Genomic DNA, 20,222 nt, shown 5'->3' on the forward strand with positions numbered 1-20,222 from the left:
GTCGCGCGCCTCGAGAAAGAATTCCGCGTTGGACTGCAGCCTAGCGGCGCAGGCCCAGCTTGGTGATCAGGGCGGTGTAACGCTCGCGATCGACCTTGGTCAGGTGGTCAAGAAGGCGACGACGCTGCGAGACCATCTTGAGCAGGCCGCGGCGCGAGTGGTTATCCTTCTTGTGGGTCTTGAAATGCTCGGTCAGGTTGGCGATGCGCTCGGTGAGGATCGCGACCTGGACCTCGGCGGAGCCGGTGTCACCCGAGGTACGGGCGTTGTCAGCAATGACCTCGCCCTTGCGTTCAGCAGTAATCGACATCGAAAGTCTCCAGGTTGGAGCCCCCGGGGTGCCGCTGCTTGAGCGACGTCAGGGGAGATTGAATACGCGGTCGGGTTCAAGCCGTCCGGCCCGCAACTCACAGAGCGCGACGAGCGTCTGACCCTGAAAGGCGGAAACGGTTCGTGAGCCCTCCCGAAGGTGGCTCTTGAGCGTTTCGACCTGTCTGGGGAGCAGTACGATCGGCCGTCCCTGCCGAAGCGAGAAGGCATCCTGATCCGTTACGGCCTGCTCCGGGATGTCGTCCAGGGCGGTCGCAACGGGAAGAAGACCTTCCAAGGCGGCGTCCCTATGCACCAGATCGGCGAGAATATCCAGTGTCACGGCGTTATCGGTCGAGAACGGACCGACCCGCTCGCGGCGCAGGGCCGAAACATGCCCCTCGGCCCCCAGCATCAGGGCCAGGTCACGTGCCAGGGAGCGGACATAGACGCCCTTTCCGGTCCGGATGGTGATCTCGACATGGTCGGCGTCGGGGCTGGCGGAGACGGCGGCCTCATGGATGGTGACGCGGCGGCTGGCCAGTTCGAACTCGGCCCCGTCGCGGGCCAGATCATAGGCCCGCTGGCCATCGACCTTGATGGCCGAAAAGCGCGGCGGGGTCTGGTCGATCTCACCGACGAAGGCGGGCAGGGCGGCGCGTACGGCCTCGACCGTGGGCCGCACATCCGATCGGCCGATGACCTCGCCCTCGCGGTCGACGCTGGCGGTCGAGACCCCCCAGTTGACGGTGAAGCGATAGACCTTCTGGGCCTCCATCATCTGGGACACGGTCTTGGTCGCCTCACCCAGGGCGATGGGCAGGATGCCGCTGGCCAGCGGGTCGAGCGTGCCCGCGTGGCCGGCCTTCTGGGCGTTGAACAGGCGCCGCACCCGGGTCACGGCCTCGGTCGAGCCCATCTCGAACGGCTTGTCGAGGCAGATCCAGCCGTGGACGGGGTCGCCCTTCTTCTGGCGGCCCATCAGGCGTTATCCTTTGGCCCTGCCGCGCTGCGTTCTGCCTGAGGGTCGGAATCCGGGGCGTCGGCCTCGTCGTCCTCGGGCGGGACGCGGAAGATGTCGGCCTGGACACGCGGGTTGTCGAGGATGCGGTTCAGCCGCTCGGCGGCGGCGAAGCTGACGTCGTGACGGAAGCGCAGGTCGGGGGTGAAACGCATCTCGATATGACGCCCCAGGGCTCCGCGCAGGAATTTAGCGTGGACGTTCAGAGCCTTGACGATCTCGTCGACATGGCCGGCGACCGGGTCGGTCTCGATGCCGGCCCCGAGCGGCTCGACGAAACAGGTGGCGTGCTTCAGGTCGGGTGACAGCCGGACCTCGGTCACGGTGATCGAGACGCCGGTCAGGGCCGGATCGCGGATCTCGTTCTCGCGCAGCACCTCGACCAGGGCGTGGCGGATCATTTCCGAGGCGCGCAGCTGGCGCTGGCTGACCGTGCCGGCCTTGGCAGCGGGCTTTGCGCCCTTGGGCTTGCGGTTGCTCATCGTGTTGTCCTTTACGCTCGCCGGGGGTCGGACCCGGACGAAAAAGCGAAGGGGCGGGGTCTAGTCCTGACGGGCCGTCCTGTCCAGTTTCGCCGCCCGGCTGGCGGTGGCCATGACCTCGGCCGAGGTCAGGCTGCGGGCAGGTCGCACCGGCAGGCCGGCGGCATTCAGCACGGCGGCGGTCCAGTGATTGCACAGGTGGCCGATCCAGAAGGACTCGCGGCCGGCGAAGAAGCGGGCGTCGTCGCCGGGGCGGGCCACGGCGAGCCGGGCGCGGCCGCCGGACAGGGCGAGCGCCGCCTCGATCCGGGTGTCGAGCGCGGCGAATCCCGCGGCGGACAGGCGCAGCGAGCGGCGACCGGCCGGGGCGAAACGCCGACGGGGATCGGTCAACTCGGGATCGAGCATGACCACCGACGGGTTGTCCCGGCCGAAGACGGCACGCAGGCCGTCACGGATCCGCGACTGGACCGGGCTGCGGTCGACATAGAAGCGGGCGTCACCCCATCCGACGAGCACCCAGTCGCCGGGCGGCAGAGTGCGGACGGCCTCGGCGAGGGGCCCGGGCCGGGACAGGAGGGCGGCGCGCGGCAGGACCAGATCTGTGTGGAAGCCGTTGTCGAGAATGTGGATCTCGACGCCCGGCTTGTCCGCCGGCCCTGGATACAGGGCGGGATCACCGGGGCGGGTCCAGGTCCAGAGGGCCGCGGCCAGGCCGAGGAGGGCCGCCAGGAGCAACGGAACCGCCAGGGTCCCCACACCGCCCGGCCGGCTCATCTAGAGGCTCGTCGGCGCCGGGGCGGGGGCGTCGAGGGTCGCGGGCCCGGGCGGCACCGACCATTCGCCGCGCCAGTTGTAGGTCAGGCGCACACAGTGCCGCAGGTTGCCGTCGGGCCAGCGGCCGACGGCGTGGATCTCAAGGGGACGCGCCAGTCGGACCCGCCCGACCGCGAGCCAGGTCTCATCCGCGCCCGGGCACAGGGCCCGACCGAGGCCGCGACCGTCGCCTTCCGGCGCGATGCTGTAGATGTTCGGGGCCAAAACGCCCTCGGGCAGGGCCTGGCGCACGCGGTCCGGCCCGCCGCGGCGGATGTCGGCCGAGCCGCGCTGGGTCGTGGAGATCAGACGCCTTACGCTGATGGAGCCGAACAGGCTGCGCTCGACCTCAAGGGTCACCCCCCGGGTCAGGGCCTGGGTGACGCGATCGGCGGCATCATAGGCCAGATAACGGGTTTCGCCGGCGGCCGCGGGGCCGGCCGTGGCCGTCAGGAGCAGGGTCAGGATCATCAGGCGACGCATCAGATCATCATCCGGTCCGGTTGCGGCGGAAGTCAGGCCAGTTCCCCCCGCCGCGCGGCGACGGGGGGAACTGCCGGATTACAGCGTGCGCTGGATCTCTTCGACGGTGAAGCACTCGATGTAGTCGCCGGCCTTGATGTCGTGGAAGCCCTGGAAATGCATACCGCACTCCTGGCCTGCCGGGACTTCGTTGACCTCGTCCTTGAAGCGTTTGAGCGTCGCGAGCGTGCCCAGTTCCAGAACCACCACGTCGTCGCGGATGATCCGGACCTTGGCCCCCTTGCGAACCACGCCCTCCGACACCCGGCAACCGGCGATCTTGCCGGTCTTGGAGATGTCGAACACCTGGAGCACGGCGGCGTTGCCGAGGAAGGTTTCGCGCTGGAGCGGAGCCAGCATGCCCGAGAGCACGCCTTTGATGTCGTCCAGCAGGTCGTAGATGATCGAATAGTAGCGGATCTCGACGCCTTCACGCTCGGCCAGGTCACGGGCCTGTTTCGAGGCACGAACGTTGAAGCCGAGGATGGGGGCCCCGGCCGATTTGGCCAGCTGGACGTCGCTCTCGGTGATGCCGCCGGCACCCGACATGATGGTGCGGGCGCGGACCTCGTCGTTGCCCATCTTGTCGAGCGAACCGACGATGGCCTCGGCCGAGCCCTGGACGTCGGCCTTGATGAGGACCGGCAGTTCCGAGACCTTCTTGGACTGCAGCTTGGACATCATGTCGACCAGCGAGACCTGGTTGATGCCGCCGGTGGCCTTGTCGCGACGCAGACGGTCACGATAGTCGGTCAGTTCACGGGCGCGGGCCTCGGACTCGACCACGGCGAAAGGTTCGCCCGGGCCGGGGGCCTCGTCGAGGCCGAGGATCTCGACCGGAATGGCCGGGCCGGCTTCATCCAGCTGCTCGCCACGTTCGTTGAGCAGGGCGCGAACCTTGCCCCAGGCGGAACCGGCCACGACGATGTCGCCGCGACGCAGGGTGCCGCGCTTGACCAGGACCGTGCCGACCGGGCCGCGACCCTTGTCCAGCTTGGACTCGATGACCACGCCTTCGGCCGAACGCTCCGGATTGGCGCGCAGGTCCATCATTTCGGCCTGGACCAGGATGGCCTCGATCAGGCCGTCCAGGTTGGTGCGATTCTTGGCCGAGACCTCGATGATCTGGGTGTCGCCGCCGAGGCTCTCCGAGATGACTTCATGTTGAAGCAGCTCGTTGATGACCTTCTGGGAATTGGCGTCCGGCTTGTCGATCTTGTTGACGGCCACGATCATCGGAGCCCCGGCCGCCTTGGCGTGCTGGATGGCCTCGATGGTCTGGGGCATGACGCCGTCGTCGGCGGCCACGACCAGCACCACGATATCGGTGACATTGGCCCCGCGGGCCCGCATGGCGCTGAACGCCGCGTGACCCGGGGTGTCGAGGAAGGTGACGCGGGCGTCGTTCGGAAGGCGGACCTGATAGGCCCCGATGTGCTGGGTGATGCCACCGGCCTCGCCCGAAGCGACGTCGGTGGTGCGCAGGGCGTCCAGCAGCGAGGTCTTGCCGTGGTCGACGTGACCCATGATGGCCACGACCGGCGCACGGGGCGTGGTGGCACCACTGTCATCGTCGGGAGCCAGGAAGCCGGTCTCGACATCGCTTTCAGACACGCGACGCACGGTCATGCCGAATTCGTCGGCCACCAGTTCGGCGGTATCGGTGTCGATGACGTCGGTGATCTTCACCATCAGGCCCTGACGCATCAGGAATTTGACGATGTCGACACCGCGCACGGCCATCCGGTTGGCCAGGTCGCCAACGGTGATGATATCGGGAATGACGACTTCACGCGGACGGTTCGGCGCATCGGTGGATCCACCCTTGCGCTTTTCCTTCTCACGTTCACGGGCGCGGCGGACCGAGGCCAGCGAGCGCATACGCTCGGCGGTATCACCGTCGCCGGCCAGGGCCTGGATGGTCAGGCGGCCTTCGCGGCGCTTGGGCTCACCCCGGGTACGGGACACGGCCTTGCCGGCGTCGGAGAACCGCTTGTCGCGATCATCCTCGGGCTTGAGCGGGCGGGCGAAACCGCCACCGGGCGCGCGGCTGGGCCGGGCGACCTCGGCCTGGGCCGGGGGCTGGTTGGGAGCGGGACGACCACCGGGACCGGTGCGCGGACCCGGACGGGCGGCACCGGGAGCCGGGCGCGGCGTCAGGGCCGAATAGCGGACCGGCTCGGCCGGACGACCGGCCGCGCCTTGCGGGCGGGCGGCCTGCGGACGGTCGGAATAGGCGCGTTCACCGCCACCCATGGCTTCTTCACGGGCCGAACGGCCACCGAAGGCCGGACGATCGGCGGGTGCGCGCGGCGGGGCCGGAGCCTTGGGCACGCGTTGGCCGAAATTGACGACCGGACGCGCCGGCGGGGCCGGTCGGGCCGGGGCCGGAGCCGGAGGGGTGACCGGGGCCGCGGGAGTCTCGACGACGGGCGCTGCAGCGACCGGGGCCGGGGCGGCCGGAGCCTCGACGACCGGGGCCTTGACCGGAACCGGAGCCTTGGGCGCACGGGCCGGGGCCTTGGCGGCCGGAGCCAGTTTGGACGCCTCGGCGCGCGCGGCTTCAGCCGCGGCACGGGCGGCGGCGGCGTCAGCCTGGGCGGCGGCGGCGGCCTTTTCGGTCGCCGAAGCCTGTTCCCGGGCCGCGGCGTCGCGGCGGGCCTGTTCAGCGGCAGCGGCCTGGGCGCGTTCGGCCTGGGCCTTGGTCGCCAGTTCGATGGCGCGGCGGCGGGCCTCCTGCTCCTCGGACGACAGGCTGCCGCCGGCGGGCTGGGCCGTGGCCGGGCGCGGGGCCTGGGGTGCGGGGATCTCGGTGCGCGGACGGGCGACGTCAAAGCCCTGGGGCCGTTGATGTCCGGGCGTCGAGCCGGGACGTCGCTTGGTCTCGACCACAACGGTCTTGGTCCGGCCGTGGCTGAAGCTCTGGCGCACGGTGCCGGTCGAGACCGAACCCGTGGGGCGTGGCTTCAGGCTCAGCGGCGCACGGGGGCCCGTCTGGGACGGCGTCGTGCCGCCCGCTGCAGGGGTGCCCTGGTCCTGGCCTTCGTTGGTCTTGTCGTTCTCGTCGCTCATCCGGTCGCTTTACTCGGGGCGGAGAATCCCGCCATCGTCTCGTTCAAACACAAATAGCCGCGCGTCGCCCTACCCCCCGTTCAGGAGGCAGAACCCCGCCCGTCAAAACCCATTCCAGGGGCTTCATCCGACCCGCTCTCGGTTCCGGTGCCAGGACGTTCCTGGAGCCAGTCCCGAGGGTGGAGCGGTCGAAATCCCGCCAGTCGTTCGACCTCTACGGTCCAGCGATCGGCCCGCCCGCCCACAAGCAGGACGGCGTGTATCGCATTTTCCAGCCCAAGGGCCAAACTCAAATCGTCCGCACTGAAGGTGCCGCAGACTTTGGGGGGCGGCTGCTGATGCCGGGCGAGGCCCAGAAGCTTGCCGCGACCGTCCTGGGAACCGTCGCTGGCCTCGATCAGCCAGGCCGCCTTGCCGGAGCGGATCGTCGCCGCCGACTTTTCGAACCCAGAGATAAGCACGCCTTCGCGCCGGGCAAGGCCCAGCTGGTCCAGAACCCGGCGCACCAGCAGGGTCTCGACGGTATCGGCCAGGTCGGCGGCCGGCCTGAGCGGGGCCTTGGCGGCCCGTGAAAACAGGTTTTTCTTCACCGCTGTCTCGATGGAGGCGCGGTCGGCGGCGACCCAGAGGCCGCGGCCGGGCAGTTTGCGCCCCAGGTCGGGGGCGACCGAGCCGTCCGGGGCGGCGACGAAACGGATCAGACGAGATTCCTCCATGACCTGGTGCGTGACCAGGTCGCGGCGTTCCCTATCGATCGTTGCGTCGCGCAATCCCATGAACGGCCCGGCTTCCCATCACGCGTCGACGGGGGTTTCGGGGTCCCCGGCGGGGACCTCCGTTTCGGCGTCGTCTTCGTCTTCGGCGTCAGCCTCGGCGGCGGGGGCCTCGAACACGGCTTCGGCGTCGAGCACGCCCTCCTCGCCGGCCTCTTCATACTCGGGCTCGGGTTCCGGCTGCGGCAGTTCCGAGGCGTCGATCCAGCCGGCGGCCACGCGGGCCTGGAGGATCAGCATCTCGGCATCGGCCTGGGCCATGTTGAAGCTTTCCAGCACGCCCGGGACCTTGATGCGTTCGCCGTCCTTGACGTCGAAGCCGCCGCGGATCTCGTCGGTGGCCAGGTCGGCCAGGTCCTCAACCGTCTTCACGCCACCCTCACCGAGGGCCACGGCCATCGGCAGGGTCACGCCCGGAACCTGCAGCACGCCGTCCTCGACGCCCAGCTCGATGCGTTTGGCATCCAGCACGGCGGCCTGTTTGGCCAGGAAGTCGGTGGCGCGGGCCTGGAGTTCCTCGGCCGTGTCCTCGTCAAAGCCCTCGATCTCGGAGATCTCATAGGGGTCGATGAAGGCCAGGTCCTCGATGGTGGCGAAGCCTTCGGTTACCAGCAGCTGGGCGATGACCTCGTCGACGTCCAGGGCTTCCTGGAACAGTTGGGTGCGTTCGGCGAATTCGCGCTGACGACGCTCGGAGTCCTGCGACTCGGTGATGATGTCGATCTGCCAGCCGGTCAGCTGGGAGGCGAGGCGGACGTTCTGGCCGCGACGGCCGATGGCCAGCGACAGCTGTTCGTCGGGCACCACGACCTCGACGCGATCAGCCTCCTCGTCGAGCACGACCTTGGAGACCTCGGCCGGGGCCAGGGCGTTGACGATGAAGGTCGGCTCGTCCGGGTTCCACTGGATGATGTCGATCTTCTCGCCCTGCAGCTCGGCGACGACGGCCTGGACGCGCGAACCGCGCATACCGACGCAGGCTCCGACCGGATCGATCGAGGAGTCGTTGGACAGGACGGCCATCTTGGCGCGCGAGCCGGCGTCGCGGGCGGCGGCGCGGATCTCGATGACGCCGTCGTAGACCTCGGGCACTTCCTGGGCGAACAGCTTGGCCATGAAGCCCGGATGGGCCCGCGACAGCATGACCTGCGGGCCCTTGGCCTCGGCGCGGACGTCATAGATGTAGGTGCGGATGCGGTCGCCGATGTTGAACACTTCGCGCGGGATCGAGTCGTTGCGGCGCATGATGCCCTCGCCCCGGCCCAGGTCGACGATGGTGTTGCCGTATTCGACGCGCTTGACCGTGCCGTTGACGATCTCGCCGACGCGATCCTTGAACTCTTCGTACTGGTTGGCGCGCTCGGCCTCGCGAACCTTGCCGGTCACGACCTGGCGGGCCATCTGGGTCTGGACCCGGCCGAATTCGAACGGCGGCAGGACCTCGACGTATTCCTTGCCGACCACGGCCTCGGGGTCGCGCTTCATCGCGTCGGTCAGCCGCACCATGGCGCTGTCGTTGAACTCTTCCAGCTCGTCTTCCGGCTGCCAGTCGTCCTCGACGATGGTGACGTGACGCGTCAGCAGCATCTCGCCGGTCTTGATGTCGATCTTGGCGCGGATGTCGTGGTGGGCCCCGTAGCGCGACTTGGCCCCCTTCTGGATCGCTTCCTCGATCGCCTCGACGACGATCTCCTTGTCGATGTTCTTCTCACGCGCGACGGCGTCGGCGATCTGAAGCAGTTCGAGACGGTTGGCGGAAATACCGGTGACGGCCATCAGGCTTTGTCCCTTTTGGTCTTGGTTGTCTTGGGAGAGGGGGTCTTGAGAAAGGTCTTCTTCGGCTGGGCCACGCCGCGCTGCGGCAGGTCCGGATCCTCGGCCGGGCCACCGCCGGGCTCGTCGGACTCGCCGCGGGCGGCGCGCAGGGCGGCCCCCCGGTTCAGCAGGGCGTCCGTCAGAACCAGCTTGGCGTCATGCAGCCATTCGAACGGCAACAGGGCGGTGTCCTCCTCGCCGTCCAGATCGATGGCGACGGTGTCACCCTCGGTCCCGGCCAGGATGCCCTTGAAGCGTTTGCGGCCCTCGACCATCCGGTCGGTCTCGATCCGGGCCTCGAAGCCTTCGAACAGGTCGAAATCCTTGAGCCGGGTCAGCGGGCGGTCGACGCCGGGCGAGGACACTTCCAGCAGATATTCGCCGGCGATCGGGTCGGCGGCGTCCAGCACCTCGGACACGGCGCGGCTGAGACGGGCGCATTCCTCGACGGCGATGTCATTGTCGACGGCGCGCTCGGCCATGATCTGCAGCCGGCGGCGCAGGGTGCCGCCCATCAGGCGCACGCGCACGATCTCCAGCCCGAGGCTTTCAGCGATCGGGTCGATCATTTCGAGCAGTTTGCGGTCTTCGGGGGTCTTGGCGCGCAAGGGAGGCGTAACTCAATAAAAAAGCGGCTGGCCGTCCGCGGGCCGCCGCTGTGAACGACGCCGTTGGACGCCGGTCTAACGATGTAGACCGCCGTATAGCCCCCTGTGCGTGATCTGGAAAGACCCCCCTTGGGACGGGGCGGGTGACGATTGACCAATCGGGACGATTATGACCACAGTCATTTATGACCACAGTCAGTTTGCGTGAACGAAAATACCTTCAGGCCCGCGCCCGCATAGAGCGGGAGGCTGTGGCCCTCTTCACGATTCATGGAATCGACGGCGTCACGGTGGATCAGATCGCCGCGGCCGCTGAAGTCGGCAAGGGCACAATCTACAACCATTTCGCCGCCAAGGAGGACATCGTCGCCGCCTTCCTGATCCGGCTGGATCGTCAGGCGCTGTCGGAATTTCCCGGCATCGCAGTCTCGGCGGCCACGCCGGCGGAGGCGCTGATCGAGGCCGCCTGGAGTCTGCTGGCGGCCAAGGCCGATCATCAGGGTTTCGTGCGGGCGTTTCTGTCCCGGCTGTTCATCGCGGACGGGCTGACCGCGAATCTTGCCGAATTCCAGCAGACGATGGACGCTGCCCTTGGCACCTTTTTTCGGACCCTTCAGGCACGGGACGACTGTGACGGCGACGCGGACGTCGAGACCCTGATCCTGACATTCAAGACCCTGCACCTGGGGTTGAGCGCCTTGTGGGCGATGGAGGGGCCCCCCTTCAGCACGGCGCGGCGCATGACCGAAGTCGAAATGACCCTGTTCGCGAAAGGCCTGGCCTCATGTCCTTCCTCGCCTATCTGATCGCCAATTTTGCCGCCTTGAGCGTCGCCGCCTTCGCGAGCCGGGTGGGCGGTCGCCGGCTCATGCTGGCGCTTGTCGTCCTCGGCTTTGCCGTGGGCTCCCTGAATATCATGATCGAGGCCTATGCCTTCGGCGTGACCGGCCCGGGGCAGACGGTTCGGGCCATGGCCACTCAGCTGCCGGTCTTCCTCGTCCTGGGACCGGCGGCGGCGTGGCTGTCCGACCGCTTCGGGTCCCGGGATGGACCGCCGCTCGCGCCGCGCATCACGTCGCTGCGCCTGCTGGGCGTCATCCTGGCCTATATGGGCCTGTATATGGCCGCCGGGTTGCTGGCCTACCCCCATGTTGAGGCCTTCTATGCCGACAAGGTCATGCCGCCGTTTGACCGGCTGCTGCTCCTCCAGGCGGTGCGGGCCCTGATTTTCGCGGTTGCCGCCCTTCCCCTGCTTCGGCTGTCGCCACGCTACGGTCCCGTGGTTCTCGGTCTGGCGTTTTCGGTGATCGGCGGGATCGCGCCGCTGCTGCAGGACAACCCCTTCATGCCCCCGCACATCCGATCGATTCACCTTGTCGAGGTCGGAATTTCAAACTTCCTGTTCGGCGTGGCTGTGGCCCTGCTGCTGCGGCCGGCACCCGCTCCGAAAATCGCGCCCGTCAGGTCGACCGACTGAATTCCAGGAAGATCGGCGCGGTGTCGCCCAGCTTCTTTTCCTCATAGCGGGTCACGACATGGTCGGCGGGCGGGGTCATGGCCCGCTGTGGCCACTCGCCCTCGCCCACATTGATCTCGGTCAGGCCGGGGGTGCGCTGCAGGCGTTCCAGGGCCCAGTCGGCATAGTCGGCCCAGTCGGTGACGAACCGGACCCGGCCGCCGGGCTTGAGCACCCGGGCGATGACCGCGGCGGTCTCGTCATTGAGCAGACGGCGCTTGTTGTGGCGGGCCTTGTGCCAGGGGTCGGGGAACAGGATCATGATCCGGTCCAGCGACGCGTCGGGCAGGGCGTCCAGCACGTCACGTGCGTCGTCGGCGTGCAGCCGGACATTCTTCAGGTCGCGATCGTCGATATGGCGCAGGGCCGAGGCCACGCCGTTGAGGAAGGGTTCGCAGCCGATCATCAGGGCGTCCGGATGGCGGGCGGCCTGTTCGGCCAGATGTTCGCCGCCGCCAAAGCCGATTTCCAGCCAGACCGTCCCGGCCTCCGGCATCAGGGCCACGGGGTCCAGCGGCCCGGCCTTCGGATCGGGCAGGGCGATCGACGGCAGCAGGGTATCGAACAGGGCCGCCTGTCGTGGCTTGATGGCGCGCGACTTGATGCGGCCGAACGAGCGCAGCGGACGTTCGATGAACGGGTTTTCGGGATCGGTGGACATGGGGGCCTTATAGAAAGGTCCGGGCCGGGGCGGGAGCCTTTAAACGCCGGTGCCGACCCGCCATCTATGCGGTCGGCAAGGGAGGGGCGGCGATGAAGGATCTGATCGGCTGGGGATTCGGACTGCTGATGATCGCCGGGGTGGTCTGGGCCACGCTGGCGATGGCCCGGTCGCGGCCGGCCGGCAAGCGCCGGGGCGGCCTGGGTCTGATGGCCGCGGCCCTGTTCGGGCTGGGTGCGGCCCTCGACCCGCCGCAGCGGCATATTGTTGAGGCCAAGGAGCCGCCGAAGGGCTCGCCGGAGACCGGCGAGCCCGGGATCGATGACTAGACCAGGGCCCTGAGCTGGTCGACCAGGTCGGTCTTCTCCCAGCTGAAACCGCCGTCGGCGTCCGGATCGCGGCCGAAATGGCCATAGGCGGAGGTCCGGGCATAGATCGGCCTGTTCAGCCCCAGATGTTCGCGGATGGCGCGCGGGGTGGCCCCGCCGATCATCGCCGGCAGGGCCGCTTCCAGCGCCGCCTCCGACACCTTTCCGGTGCCGTGCAGATCGACATGGACCGACAGGGGCTTGGACACGCCGATGGCATAGCTGATCTGGATGGTGCAGCGGTCGGCCAGGCCGGCGGCGACGACATTCTTGGCCAGGTAGCGGCAGGCATAGGCGGCCGAACGGTCGACCTTGGTCGGGTCCTTGCCCGAGAAGGCGCCGCCGCCGTGCGGGGCCGCGCCGCCGTAGGTGTCGACGATGATCTTGCGCCCGGTGACCCCGGCGTCACCATCGGGTCCGCCGATCTCGAAGATGCCGGTCGGATTGATGTGCCATTCGGTGGCGTCGTCGGTGAAGCCCTCCGGCAGGACCGCGAGGATGTGCGGCTTGACGATGGCGGCGACGTCGGCGGCCGACAGGCCCGCCGCGTGCTGGGTCGACAGGACGATCGAGGTGGCGCGTACCGGCACGCCGTTCTCGTACAGGATGGTGACCTGGCTCTTGGCGTCGGGCTCCAGCTGCGACCCCCCCGCGTGACGCACCTCGGCCAGGCGTTTGAGGATGTTGTGGCTGTACTGCAGCGTCGCCGGCATCAGCTCGGGCGTCTCGTTCGACGCATAGCCGAACATGATGCCCTGGTCGCCGGCACCCTCATCCTTGTTGCCGGCCGCATCGACGCCGACGGCGATGTCCGCCGACTGGCCGTGCAGCCGGTTGATGAATTCAAAGGTCTCCCAATGGAAACCGTCCTGCTCATAGCCGATGTCGCGCACGGCGGCGCGGACCGCGGCCTCGATCTCCTGTTCGACGCCGGGGGCCCACTGGCCGTCCCGGCCCATGATGCCATTGCCGCGGATCTCGCCGGCCAGCACGACCAGATTGGTCGTGGTCAGGGTCTCGCAGGCCACGCGGGCCTCGGGGTCCTTGGACAGGAACAGGTCGACAACGGTGTCGGAGATCCGGTCCGCGACCTTGTCGGGATGGCCCTCGGAGACGCTTTCGGAGGTGAAGAGGAAGGAGGAACGGGACAAGCAAAAGGCTCCTGGCCGGGGGGGACCCATCGGGGATTCCGGCAAACATATAAAGATATGCTTATATGTTCAAGGCGGCTGATGTCAGGAGTGCGGCGCGGCCGGCGGCTTGCGGACCGGGGTCCAGATCGCTGTGGCGCTGACGGGCGCTTCGCCAGCCAGAATTCGTTCCGCGACCCCGCCCAACAGGCAGTACAGGCCGAGGACTCCGAGAACCATGGAGGCAACAACGCCGGACCGGGGAGTCATCTCCGGCGTCAGGGCAATGGCCGCATACATAATGACAGTCATGGTCTGGAAGGCGGCCGCCACCAGCGGCCACCATCGGTTACTCTTCAGGGCCAGCCAGATCAGGCCGCCCAGAAAGGCGACCTCCAGCAGCGCTTCCGCCCATAATAGATTGCCGATCCGGATGTGCTGGACCAGGGGCCCAATGAAATACATGCACAGAAGAAGGGCGACCCCGCGCCGTTCCGCATGCCCGCCACCCAACCAGGCGAGCGGGAAGATAAAGATGATGGAGATCAGGAAGAAGGCCGGCAGAGGATACATGGCGAGGGTCCGTTCGGGTCCGGCGAATGGGCAGTGGGGTCGGCGGGTCGGTTGCCCGGCCCCGTCACTCGCCGGTGACGATCCTGTCGATCTCGCGGATCTGATGCTGGTAGCGGACCACCATCCCGAAAACGGCCTCGAGCATGACGGCACCGAGCACGATGAAGAGGCCGATGATCAGGAGGCGGAGCAGCCAGTTTCCGGGTGGGGGCCGGTAGCCGAAACGCCGACCTGGGCCAGAACCCAGCCCGCGCTCAGCACGTGTTTCAGCAGGTCGCGCGCGCTCGCCGATTCCGCCTCCGTCTCCAGGCTCTCCAGCAGATGAAGCCTCAGGGTTTCCAGTTGACGGCTCTGGTCGAAGCCGCTGAGGGCCGTCTCCAGATCGTCCCAGGTCCAGTGGGGCAGGGGGTTTGTCGCTCGGGTCATCTTCGGGCTCCGCTTGGGCAGAGCCATCTGATCCCGCCGTACGCGGCTCGCCCATGGGGTCATTCGTAGTCCCTGGTACGTTTGGGTCCAGCAGGGCCAGGGCGGCCTTGCGTCGGTTGACCCCCAGGCGTTGGCAGGCGGCATGCACATGCTTCTTGACCGTCGCTTCGGACAGGCCAAGGGCCGCGGCGATTTCCTTGTCCGTCCTGAAGGTGGTCAGGCGCAGACACTCTTCCTGACGGGCGGTCAACGGCGTCGGCATCAATGGCCTAGCGGGATAAAATCAAGGGAGGTCGCTCCGGTCGTCGGCCCGGTCTGGCCGTAGAGGGGAATTGAAGGGGTCTCAGTCCTGGCGACCAACAAGGCCAAGAGCGTCGGAACGATCCCGGATGATTGCGTAACATTCGCAGGCTTCGCTCTCAAGGCCGACCGGATCCAGGATCGTTACGATACCGCGGCTGTAGTCGATCAGACCCAGGTGTTTGAGCCGGTTGGCCACGCCGCTGATGGTGGTGCGCTGAACGCCGACCATGACCGCCAGATAGGTCTGGGTCAGGGGGAATTCCACGGCACCCATACGGTCCATCGTCATCAGCAGCCAGCGTGCCAGTCGCGCCGGGGCTTCATGCAGGGCATTGCAGGCCACGCCCTGCCCGGCCTCGACCTGGCTCGCCTGCAGTCGCTGCAACAGGAGCAGGAGCAGGGCGGGACTGGTCATCGCCCGCGCCTTCAACGCTTCGCTGGGCACGGCAATCAGTCCGCCGGCGATTTGGGCGAACAGGCGCTCGGTCGAGAACTCACCGGTCAGACAGGCCAGCCCGCCGCCGATCCCCTCGGTCCCCAGGGTTGAGACCTCGCACTGTCGTCCGTCGTTCAGGACGATGACGCTCGACAGGACGGCGCTGCTGGGAAAATAGACATGGCTGACCCGGGTGTTTTCGGGGATCAGAACCTGTCCGCGCGACACGTAAATTTCGCGCAGATGCGGCCTCAGGGCGACGACATCTTCTTCTCTCATAGATGATAGAACGCAGTTTCGAAAGCGCACGATGAAAAAGCCCCACCGAAGAGAGCGCTGGAACTACAAGAAATTGATATTCAGGAACAGCCATACTTTTCGTGGTTTAGAATCGAACAAATAAATACAACTTCTGACACTGTTAGTTATTTATCCGACACCATATGTCGGACGTCCAACATTTGCGCAAAGCTTTGGGTGATCGCTGCGATCGCGTGATAGGCGCGCGCCTCCCGGCCGCCTCCCGGCCGCCGCCCGGGACGACGAGGGCGGGCCATGCTCCGCTTCCGACAGATGAAGGCGCTGCAAAGTCCAGCTCCGTCCACGCCGCCTTCCACAACCACTTCAGCCAGGACCGTCACCGCATCAGCCGAGACGATTTCAAAGCCCGAAGATCGGCCGTCCTTGACGAATGGAAAAAGCTGGCTGCCTGACGATGAACTCCCCGCACCAGTCGCGCCCAGCGAAGACCAGTTAGCGTTGAACTGCCAGCCCCTCTCGACGCACCATCACATCGTACCAGTCTACCGCGTGTAGATGAGAGAATGCCGGATAGGTCAAACGGCCGGCCTTATGCTCAAAATCAACAGTCAATTGAAGGTCTGGTACGATTCTGGGGGGCGATATGGAATCGATCGTAAAGCCGGTTTCCATGCACGCGGCGACGAGGTCGGGAAGCTGCATCACGTGATAGAGGTAGTTTCCGTTAATTACGTTGATCGCGTGGTCAATTTTCTTCTGTAAATCAGAAGATAATGACCGGCGCTGGAAAAAATCCTTAATGTATACGAGCTCGCCGGGCTTCAAGACGTCGCGTGCTCCGTACAGTACTTGACGGATATTGTGGCTATGACCGAGCGACTCAAGAAATAACACACGGTCGAAATGGGCGTGAGGATAGAGGCTTGAAAGATCGTGATAATCGCCCTGTCGGATGGACACCCTGCCATCTAGACCCGCCGCCTCGATGGCCAGTTTCGCGTGCTCGGCCTGAACACGCGAGTTGGTCAGGCCTTCGACCTTCAGCGCGGGAAAGCGCTGCGCAAGCCAGGCGGCCGGCGCGCCCACGCCGCATCCGGCATCGAGGATCCGCATGCCGTCCTCGATACCGCACCGTTCGACATAGTAAGCCATCAGGTCGTCGGTATTGCGACCGCGGAAAGCCTGCAGGAAGGGCCCGGTCGAATCCAGATAGGCTTGTGTAAACTGGTCGTAGTAGTCGCTCACTGCCTTCGCGGAATGGCGGGTTCCGGCCGGTGAACTGGGCGGGGTTACACCTGTGCCCAGCACAGAATTGACTCGCCAACGGGCAGCCCGATAGGCGCGCCTGAGGAGCTGTATCATGCCCCGTGGGTGCCCTGCAGGAGTTCTGCCTCTGTAATCGCGCGGTAGCGGTAGGGCACCCGGCCGATATGTTCGAGCGTTTGGGGCTTTGCCTTGCAGTTGAAGCCGAAAAAGAACCTGTGATCGACGGCGTAGAGGTCCATCATCGGGCCATCTGGGCTATCCTCATCATAGTAATAATAGATATGGGGAACGCCGCGCGGCACCATGATCAGTTGAACAGCCGTGCGCCGGGTATCCGATACATTCGGATAGGACCAGTGAATGATGCTGTCATCCAAAGCGAGAATCTCGCCCTTTTTCAAATCCACCGGCACGATCAACTCGTGCTCCAGCTTGTGTTGCACCTCAGCGAATACATCCTCATGCGCCATATTTCCCGCGCGCATTCTGTTGAACCGATTGTGGCTGCCAGGCAGCACGCCCACCGTCCCATTCTGCTTGCTCGTATCGCCAAGTGGTATCCATAGCGATACAGATTTGTATCGGGGCTCATCCACGAACGAAGGGTTTTGGTGGATCGGCACGGAATCGCAGGCATCGCTCGGCCGCTTGTCGAAAACGTTGATGACGAGCGGTTCGTATTCCGGCAGCAGCGCTGTCACGGCATCTTCCAGATATTCCCAAATCGCATCGAACAGCCGTTCCTTGTAGTCGCCATCATTGCTGAAGGCGCTTAATTGGAATCGCGTCTCAATGTGCACATCGCCGCGATCCAGTGTCGTTTCGGCCGCTTCTATCACCCGAGCCAGCTGGTCGATCTTCTCGACGGGCAGGAAAGGAAACGTCGCGAAGCCGCGATCTTGCAGCGGACGATCAATCGCTTCGCTATCGAACGGCGTCCAGGCCCCCTCCCGCGGGGGATAGATCGAAAAATCAGGACCGTTGGCCAGGGCCTGCGGGCTGGCCGGCAGCGCCGGCTGGGAATTGGTCGGCACCACCATTAACAGGTGCCTGCGGACCTTTCCGAGAATCCGGCGCGCCTTGCGGGCGGCGCGGCGCAACAGCGAGCCGCGCGCCGGTGGTGCGCCCTCGTCTTCGCGCCACGCTTCCGAAGGCGTCGCGCGTGATCTGACGTCAGCGATGACGGCCTCCATCGAGGTTTCGCCGTTGCGGATTCTGTCCCCCTGGGAAATGAGTTCGACTAGTTCTTCCGGGCTGAGTTTCAGTTCCGGTTGCGCCGTCCGCCGGATCATCTCTGACTTGAGCCGTCCCGATACGAGCTCGACACCGTCATGGCCGAACAATTCGTCCGCTTCCATCGAGTAGGTCTCGATGACGTTCGGATTGTGCTCAGACCCGCAATGCAGCACGCCGCGACGCGTTTTCGGGACGCAGGCCAGCCGGATGGCGAAGCGCGGCTGGTCGGTCAGATTGTCGAGCGAGCCGTGAAGGATGCTTGAATCGAAAATCACCGCCTCGCCCGCATCTGCGGGCAGAGACTGCATCTGATCGGACAGGGCGGCCATGCCGGAAGAATAGGCCGGGATGATCCTGGGGCCGTGAAGTATGTCGAGCACAGAGTGGCTGCCGGGAATGACCTGCAGGGGCCCGTTTTTCTCAGTCACATCGACTAGCGGGCACCAGACATATATTGTCGGCCAGCTGTTATCCTCCTGGATCGTCCAATCGGTGTGCGGCGGAATAGCGCCTCTGCCCGGCGGCTTCACGAAGAGGGTGGCGTTCTGGATTCGATAGTCGACGAGCAGTTCGTCGACTATCGCGCCGAACTCGGCGATCGATTCCCGCCAGACCTCGTTCTTGTACGCCACATTCGAGTCCAGCTCGGTCATGTGGTAGGAGACTTGTTGAATCCGGCCATCTTCCGGCGAGAAGTTATCGTCAGGCCCGAACGCCGAAACCTTCGAGAGAAACCGCCCGGCGGCTTCCCGCGAAAGAAGTCTGTGCCGGACATAGCCTTTTTCGACAAATTGCGCCTGCAATTTTGGGTCTTTGAAATAGGCCTTCCTGGCATAAGCCGCTTCCCGGGAAGACGAAGCAGCTCCAGAAGCCTCTGAAACAATGTCCTTCATGCTTTTCTCACCGCTTCTGATCTTGTCCGCATTTTTCACGACCGCCAAAACCTCGCCTACTGCCAGTCCTGGCCCCGGTAACGGCCCCGAACGGATCAGCCTGGTTTTGATTTTACCAGCCCAGACATCAGCTTCCCTGTAAGCGATGCGCTCATCCCGATCCATGAGCATGTATTGCAGGCGATCAGGTTCATCCGGATCGATATAGGTATGAGCCCCCACCTTTTCGCTGGGCAGGCAAGCCATAATCAAGGCGCTCCTCCAATGGTCCGTCGTGTTGCGGCCGGATCGGTGCAGCGCTGAAGAATCGAAGAAAATCGCCTCTCCCGCCCGAATGGGAACGGGCAATGTCATTCTGCCGAGCTCTGAAAGCGCCGCTAAAAACGGCGGTTCAAAGCCCCGAAACGTCTCGAATAGCGCGTGAGTCCCCGGCACGAATTCCAGTGCGCCATTTTCAAGTGTCGTTTCGGTGAGGGCGCACCAGGCGGTGATCGTTGGCCATTCAAAATCTTCTTGAAGGGTATGATCCGCATGCAGCTTCAATTCGCCCTGTCCAGGCGGCTTCATAAACAATGTCGACGCCATGACACGGTAATCGCAGAGCATTTTTTCGACATGCGGCTGCAACCGGTCCTGGGTCAGCTGCGCCACTGCGCGCCGGTAGCCTTCATTCGGATGAAAGTTGGTGAGATGAGCGCTCAGGGCGTTCGGCCCGTTAACGTCAAAATCAATATCAAGCTGATCCCGGATCCGGTGCACGTCTTCGAGGATGGACGCCGCGTCCGCTGTCGATACAAGACGCCGAACCGCGAAGCCATTCGACCAGACTTCCGCCTGCAGCTCCGCATCCTTGAAGATCGGCCTGTCCTTCCACATTGAGACGATCCCTCCGGCACCCGGCACCCGGCAACAGGCCGGATTACACCTCATATGGCTCGCGCATCGCCAATTCGCTTATGTCGGACCAGGCTGACGGCAACTTCAATATTTGTCCGGCAGCGCTCGCAATTATAGAAATGCGCGATACGTCATCCTCGACGAGGAACGTTGCGTGATCTTTGTCGTATTCGAACTTCACTATGCCAAACGTAGTCTCTGGGTCAATCAATATGGCCCTTACACTGTAACGCCCGTAGGCGAGCGGCAGGTTCTTGATGTGGCAACACTTTTGGCCGGCACCCGGACGCAGCGCTACAGGATTAATGTCTGGCCGTTGAGCCAGACACGACGAGCCATCCGCCGACCAAATACTGACGCAAACAGGACCGTTCCTGGCTGATGGGCCCGGTAGTGAGCGGTGACGTCGACATTCCCCCCGGCCGAAGCCTGTGTCCGGGCCGGTCCGGCGACAGTGAAACCGCAAGCAGTGCCAGTGCTAGGGGGCTCTGCGGCTGTGCACGCGTCGGGATTACGGGGTCGGCCGACTGCGCGATCAACGCAGTGCTCGATCGGGCCATCAAAAAATAGCGCACCCTTCGTCCATCAGGGGGCCGCGGCTGCAGACTACCTGTATTTGCAATGTGTTGTGTGACACCAGGATCAGCGATCCGCCCTGGGCAAGATCCGCAGCGGGTCGTGCCCTGTCACCAGCCCCATGCCGGAAAGCAGACATTCGACAGCCGTGCTGGGAGCGGACGGCTCCGGGTTCTTTTCGGGGTCGGGATTGGTCCTTGGCATCCGGTCGCAAACCCGACCTCAGGCGGTCGGCGAGATAGCGCCCCTCATTGCTGAGCCC

The 20,222-nt window shown here is 65.4% G+C and carries 19 protein-coding genes and 1 pseudogene; 3 read left to right on the forward strand and 17 right to left on the reverse strand.

What is annotated here, in order from left to right; all coding sequences use genetic code 11:
* Positions 1 to 40: 40 nt before the first annotated feature.
* The 9 genes from rpsO to rimP all read right to left on the reverse strand — a co-directional run bounded on the left by rpsO (position 41) and on the right by rimP (position 9,418).
* Positions 41 to 310 carry a 30S ribosomal protein S15 gene (gene rpsO / locus PSV00_RS02985; RefSeq protein WP_300444681.1) on the reverse strand — a complete coding sequence of 90 codons (270 nt, stop codon included), beginning with the start codon at positions 308 to 310 and terminating at the stop codon, positions 41 to 43.
* A gap of 48 nt (positions 311 to 358) precedes the next feature.
* The gene (gene truB / locus PSV00_RS02990) at positions 359 to 1,291 is read right to left on the reverse strand and encodes a tRNA pseudouridine(55) synthase TruB (protein ID WP_300444684.1); all 933 of its coding nucleotides are present in this window, start codon (positions 1,289 to 1,291) and stop codon (positions 359 to 361) included.
* A complete protein-coding gene (gene rbfA, locus PSV00_RS02995; RefSeq protein ID WP_300444687.1) occupies positions 1,291 to 1,812 on the reverse strand; it encodes a 30S ribosome-binding factor RbfA in 522 nt (173 codons plus the stop codon). The genes truB and rbfA overlap by 1 nt, the downstream gene beginning before the upstream one ends.
* 60 nt (positions 1,813 to 1,872) lie before the next feature.
* Complete coding sequence (locus tag PSV00_RS03000; RefSeq protein ID WP_300444689.1) at positions 1,873 to 2,589, reverse strand: DUF2459 domain-containing protein; 717 nt, start codon at positions 2,587 to 2,589, stop codon at positions 1,873 to 1,875.
* On the reverse strand, positions 2,590 to 3,111 hold the full coding sequence (locus PSV00_RS03005; RefSeq protein WP_300444691.1) for a hypothetical protein: 522 nt from the start codon (positions 3,109 to 3,111) through the stop codon (positions 2,590 to 2,592). It abuts the gene before it with no gap.
* Between the two features lie 78 nt (positions 3,112 to 3,189).
* Positions 3,190 to 6,222 carry a translation initiation factor IF-2 gene (gene infB, locus PSV00_RS03010; protein ID WP_300444693.1) on the reverse strand — a complete coding sequence of 1,011 codons (3,033 nt, stop codon included), beginning with the start codon at positions 6,220 to 6,222 and terminating at the stop codon, positions 3,190 to 3,192.
* An 80-nt stretch (positions 6,223 to 6,302) separates the two neighbouring features.
* Positions 6,303 to 6,998 (reverse strand): RNA-binding protein, encoded by a 696-nt coding sequence (locus PSV00_RS03015; RefSeq protein ID WP_300444696.1) that lies wholly within the window; start codon positions 6,996 to 6,998, stop codon positions 6,303 to 6,305.
* An 18-nt stretch (positions 6,999 to 7,016) separates the two neighbouring features.
* A complete protein-coding gene (gene nusA, locus PSV00_RS03020) occupies positions 7,017 to 8,771 on the reverse strand; it encodes a transcription termination factor NusA (RefSeq protein WP_300444699.1) in 1,755 nt (584 codons plus the stop codon).
* Entirely contained in the window at positions 8,771 to 9,418 is a 648-nt protein-coding gene (gene rimP / locus PSV00_RS03025) for a ribosome maturation factor RimP (protein ID WP_300444702.1), read from the reverse strand. Before rimP ends, nusA begins: the two co-directional genes overlap by 1 nt.
* Before the next feature lie 251 nt (positions 9,419 to 9,669).
* Here rimP and PSV00_RS03030 point away from each other — a divergent pair, with 251 nt between their 5' ends.
* Both PSV00_RS03030 and PSV00_RS03035 read left to right on the forward strand, forming a co-directional pair.
* Positions 9,670 to 10,224, forward strand: coding sequence for a TetR/AcrR family transcriptional regulator (locus tag PSV00_RS03030; RefSeq protein WP_300444705.1), 555 nt, complete (start codon positions 9,670 to 9,672; stop codon positions 10,222 to 10,224).
* Positions 10,203 to 10,895 (forward strand): hypothetical protein, encoded by a 693-nt coding sequence (locus tag PSV00_RS03035; RefSeq protein ID WP_300444708.1) that lies wholly within the window; start codon positions 10,203 to 10,205, stop codon positions 10,893 to 10,895. The genes PSV00_RS03030 and PSV00_RS03035 overlap by 22 nt, the downstream gene beginning before the upstream one ends.
* Here PSV00_RS03035 and trmB read toward each other — a convergent pair.
* A complete protein-coding gene (gene trmB / locus PSV00_RS03040) occupies positions 10,879 to 11,595 on the reverse strand; it encodes a tRNA (guanosine(46)-N7)-methyltransferase TrmB (RefSeq protein WP_300444710.1) in 717 nt (238 codons plus the stop codon). The two genes, PSV00_RS03035 and trmB, sit on opposite strands and share 17 nt — an antisense overlap.
* A gap of 92 nt (positions 11,596 to 11,687) precedes the next feature.
* Here trmB and PSV00_RS03045 point away from each other — a divergent pair, with 92 nt between their 5' ends.
* Positions 11,688 to 11,924 (forward strand): hypothetical protein, encoded by a 237-nt coding sequence (locus PSV00_RS03045; RefSeq protein ID WP_300444713.1) that lies wholly within the window; start codon positions 11,688 to 11,690, stop codon positions 11,922 to 11,924.
* Here PSV00_RS03045 and metK read toward each other — a convergent pair.
* The 7 genes and pseudogenes from metK to PSV00_RS03075 form a co-directional block, all read right to left on the reverse strand.
* Positions 11,921 to 13,114 carry a methionine adenosyltransferase gene (gene metK, locus PSV00_RS03050; protein ID WP_300444715.1) on the reverse strand — a complete coding sequence of 398 codons (1,194 nt, stop codon included), beginning with the start codon at positions 13,112 to 13,114 and terminating at the stop codon, positions 11,921 to 11,923. The genes PSV00_RS03045 and metK overlap by 4 nt on opposite strands.
* 84 nt (positions 13,115 to 13,198) lie before the next feature.
* Positions 13,199 to 13,666 (reverse strand): hypothetical protein, encoded by a 468-nt coding sequence (locus tag PSV00_RS03055; protein WP_300444717.1) that lies wholly within the window; start codon positions 13,664 to 13,666, stop codon positions 13,199 to 13,201.
* A 177-nt stretch (positions 13,667 to 13,843) separates the two neighbouring features.
* Positions 13,844 to 14,092, reverse strand: a complete 249-nt coding sequence (locus tag PSV00_RS03060; RefSeq protein WP_300444720.1) for a hypothetical protein — start codon at positions 14,090 to 14,092, stop codon at positions 13,844 to 13,846.
* A gap of 109 nt (positions 14,093 to 14,201) precedes the next feature.
* Positions 14,202 to 14,354, reverse strand: a pseudogene (locus tag PSV00_RS15300) (LuxR C-terminal-related transcriptional regulator); the annotation flags it as partial.
* 81 nt (positions 14,355 to 14,435) lie between these two features.
* Complete coding sequence (locus PSV00_RS03065) at positions 14,436 to 15,110, reverse strand: Crp/Fnr family transcriptional regulator (protein WP_300444723.1); 675 nt, start codon at positions 15,108 to 15,110, stop codon at positions 14,436 to 14,438.
* A 474-nt stretch (positions 15,111 to 15,584) separates the two neighbouring features.
* A complete protein-coding gene (locus tag PSV00_RS03070; protein WP_300444725.1) occupies positions 15,585 to 16,337 on the reverse strand; it encodes a class I SAM-dependent methyltransferase in 753 nt (250 codons plus the stop codon).
* 113 nt (positions 16,338 to 16,450) lie between these two features.
* Positions 16,451 to 19,363, reverse strand: coding sequence for a phytanoyl-CoA dioxygenase family protein (locus PSV00_RS03075; RefSeq protein WP_300444728.1), 2,913 nt, complete (start codon positions 19,361 to 19,363; stop codon positions 16,451 to 16,453).
* Positions 19,364 to 20,222 lie beyond the last annotated feature (859 nt).

It is taken from the genome of Brevundimonas sp. (assembly GCF_029945885.1).
GTDB lineage: Bacteria > Pseudomonadota > Alphaproteobacteria > Caulobacterales > Caulobacteraceae > Brevundimonas.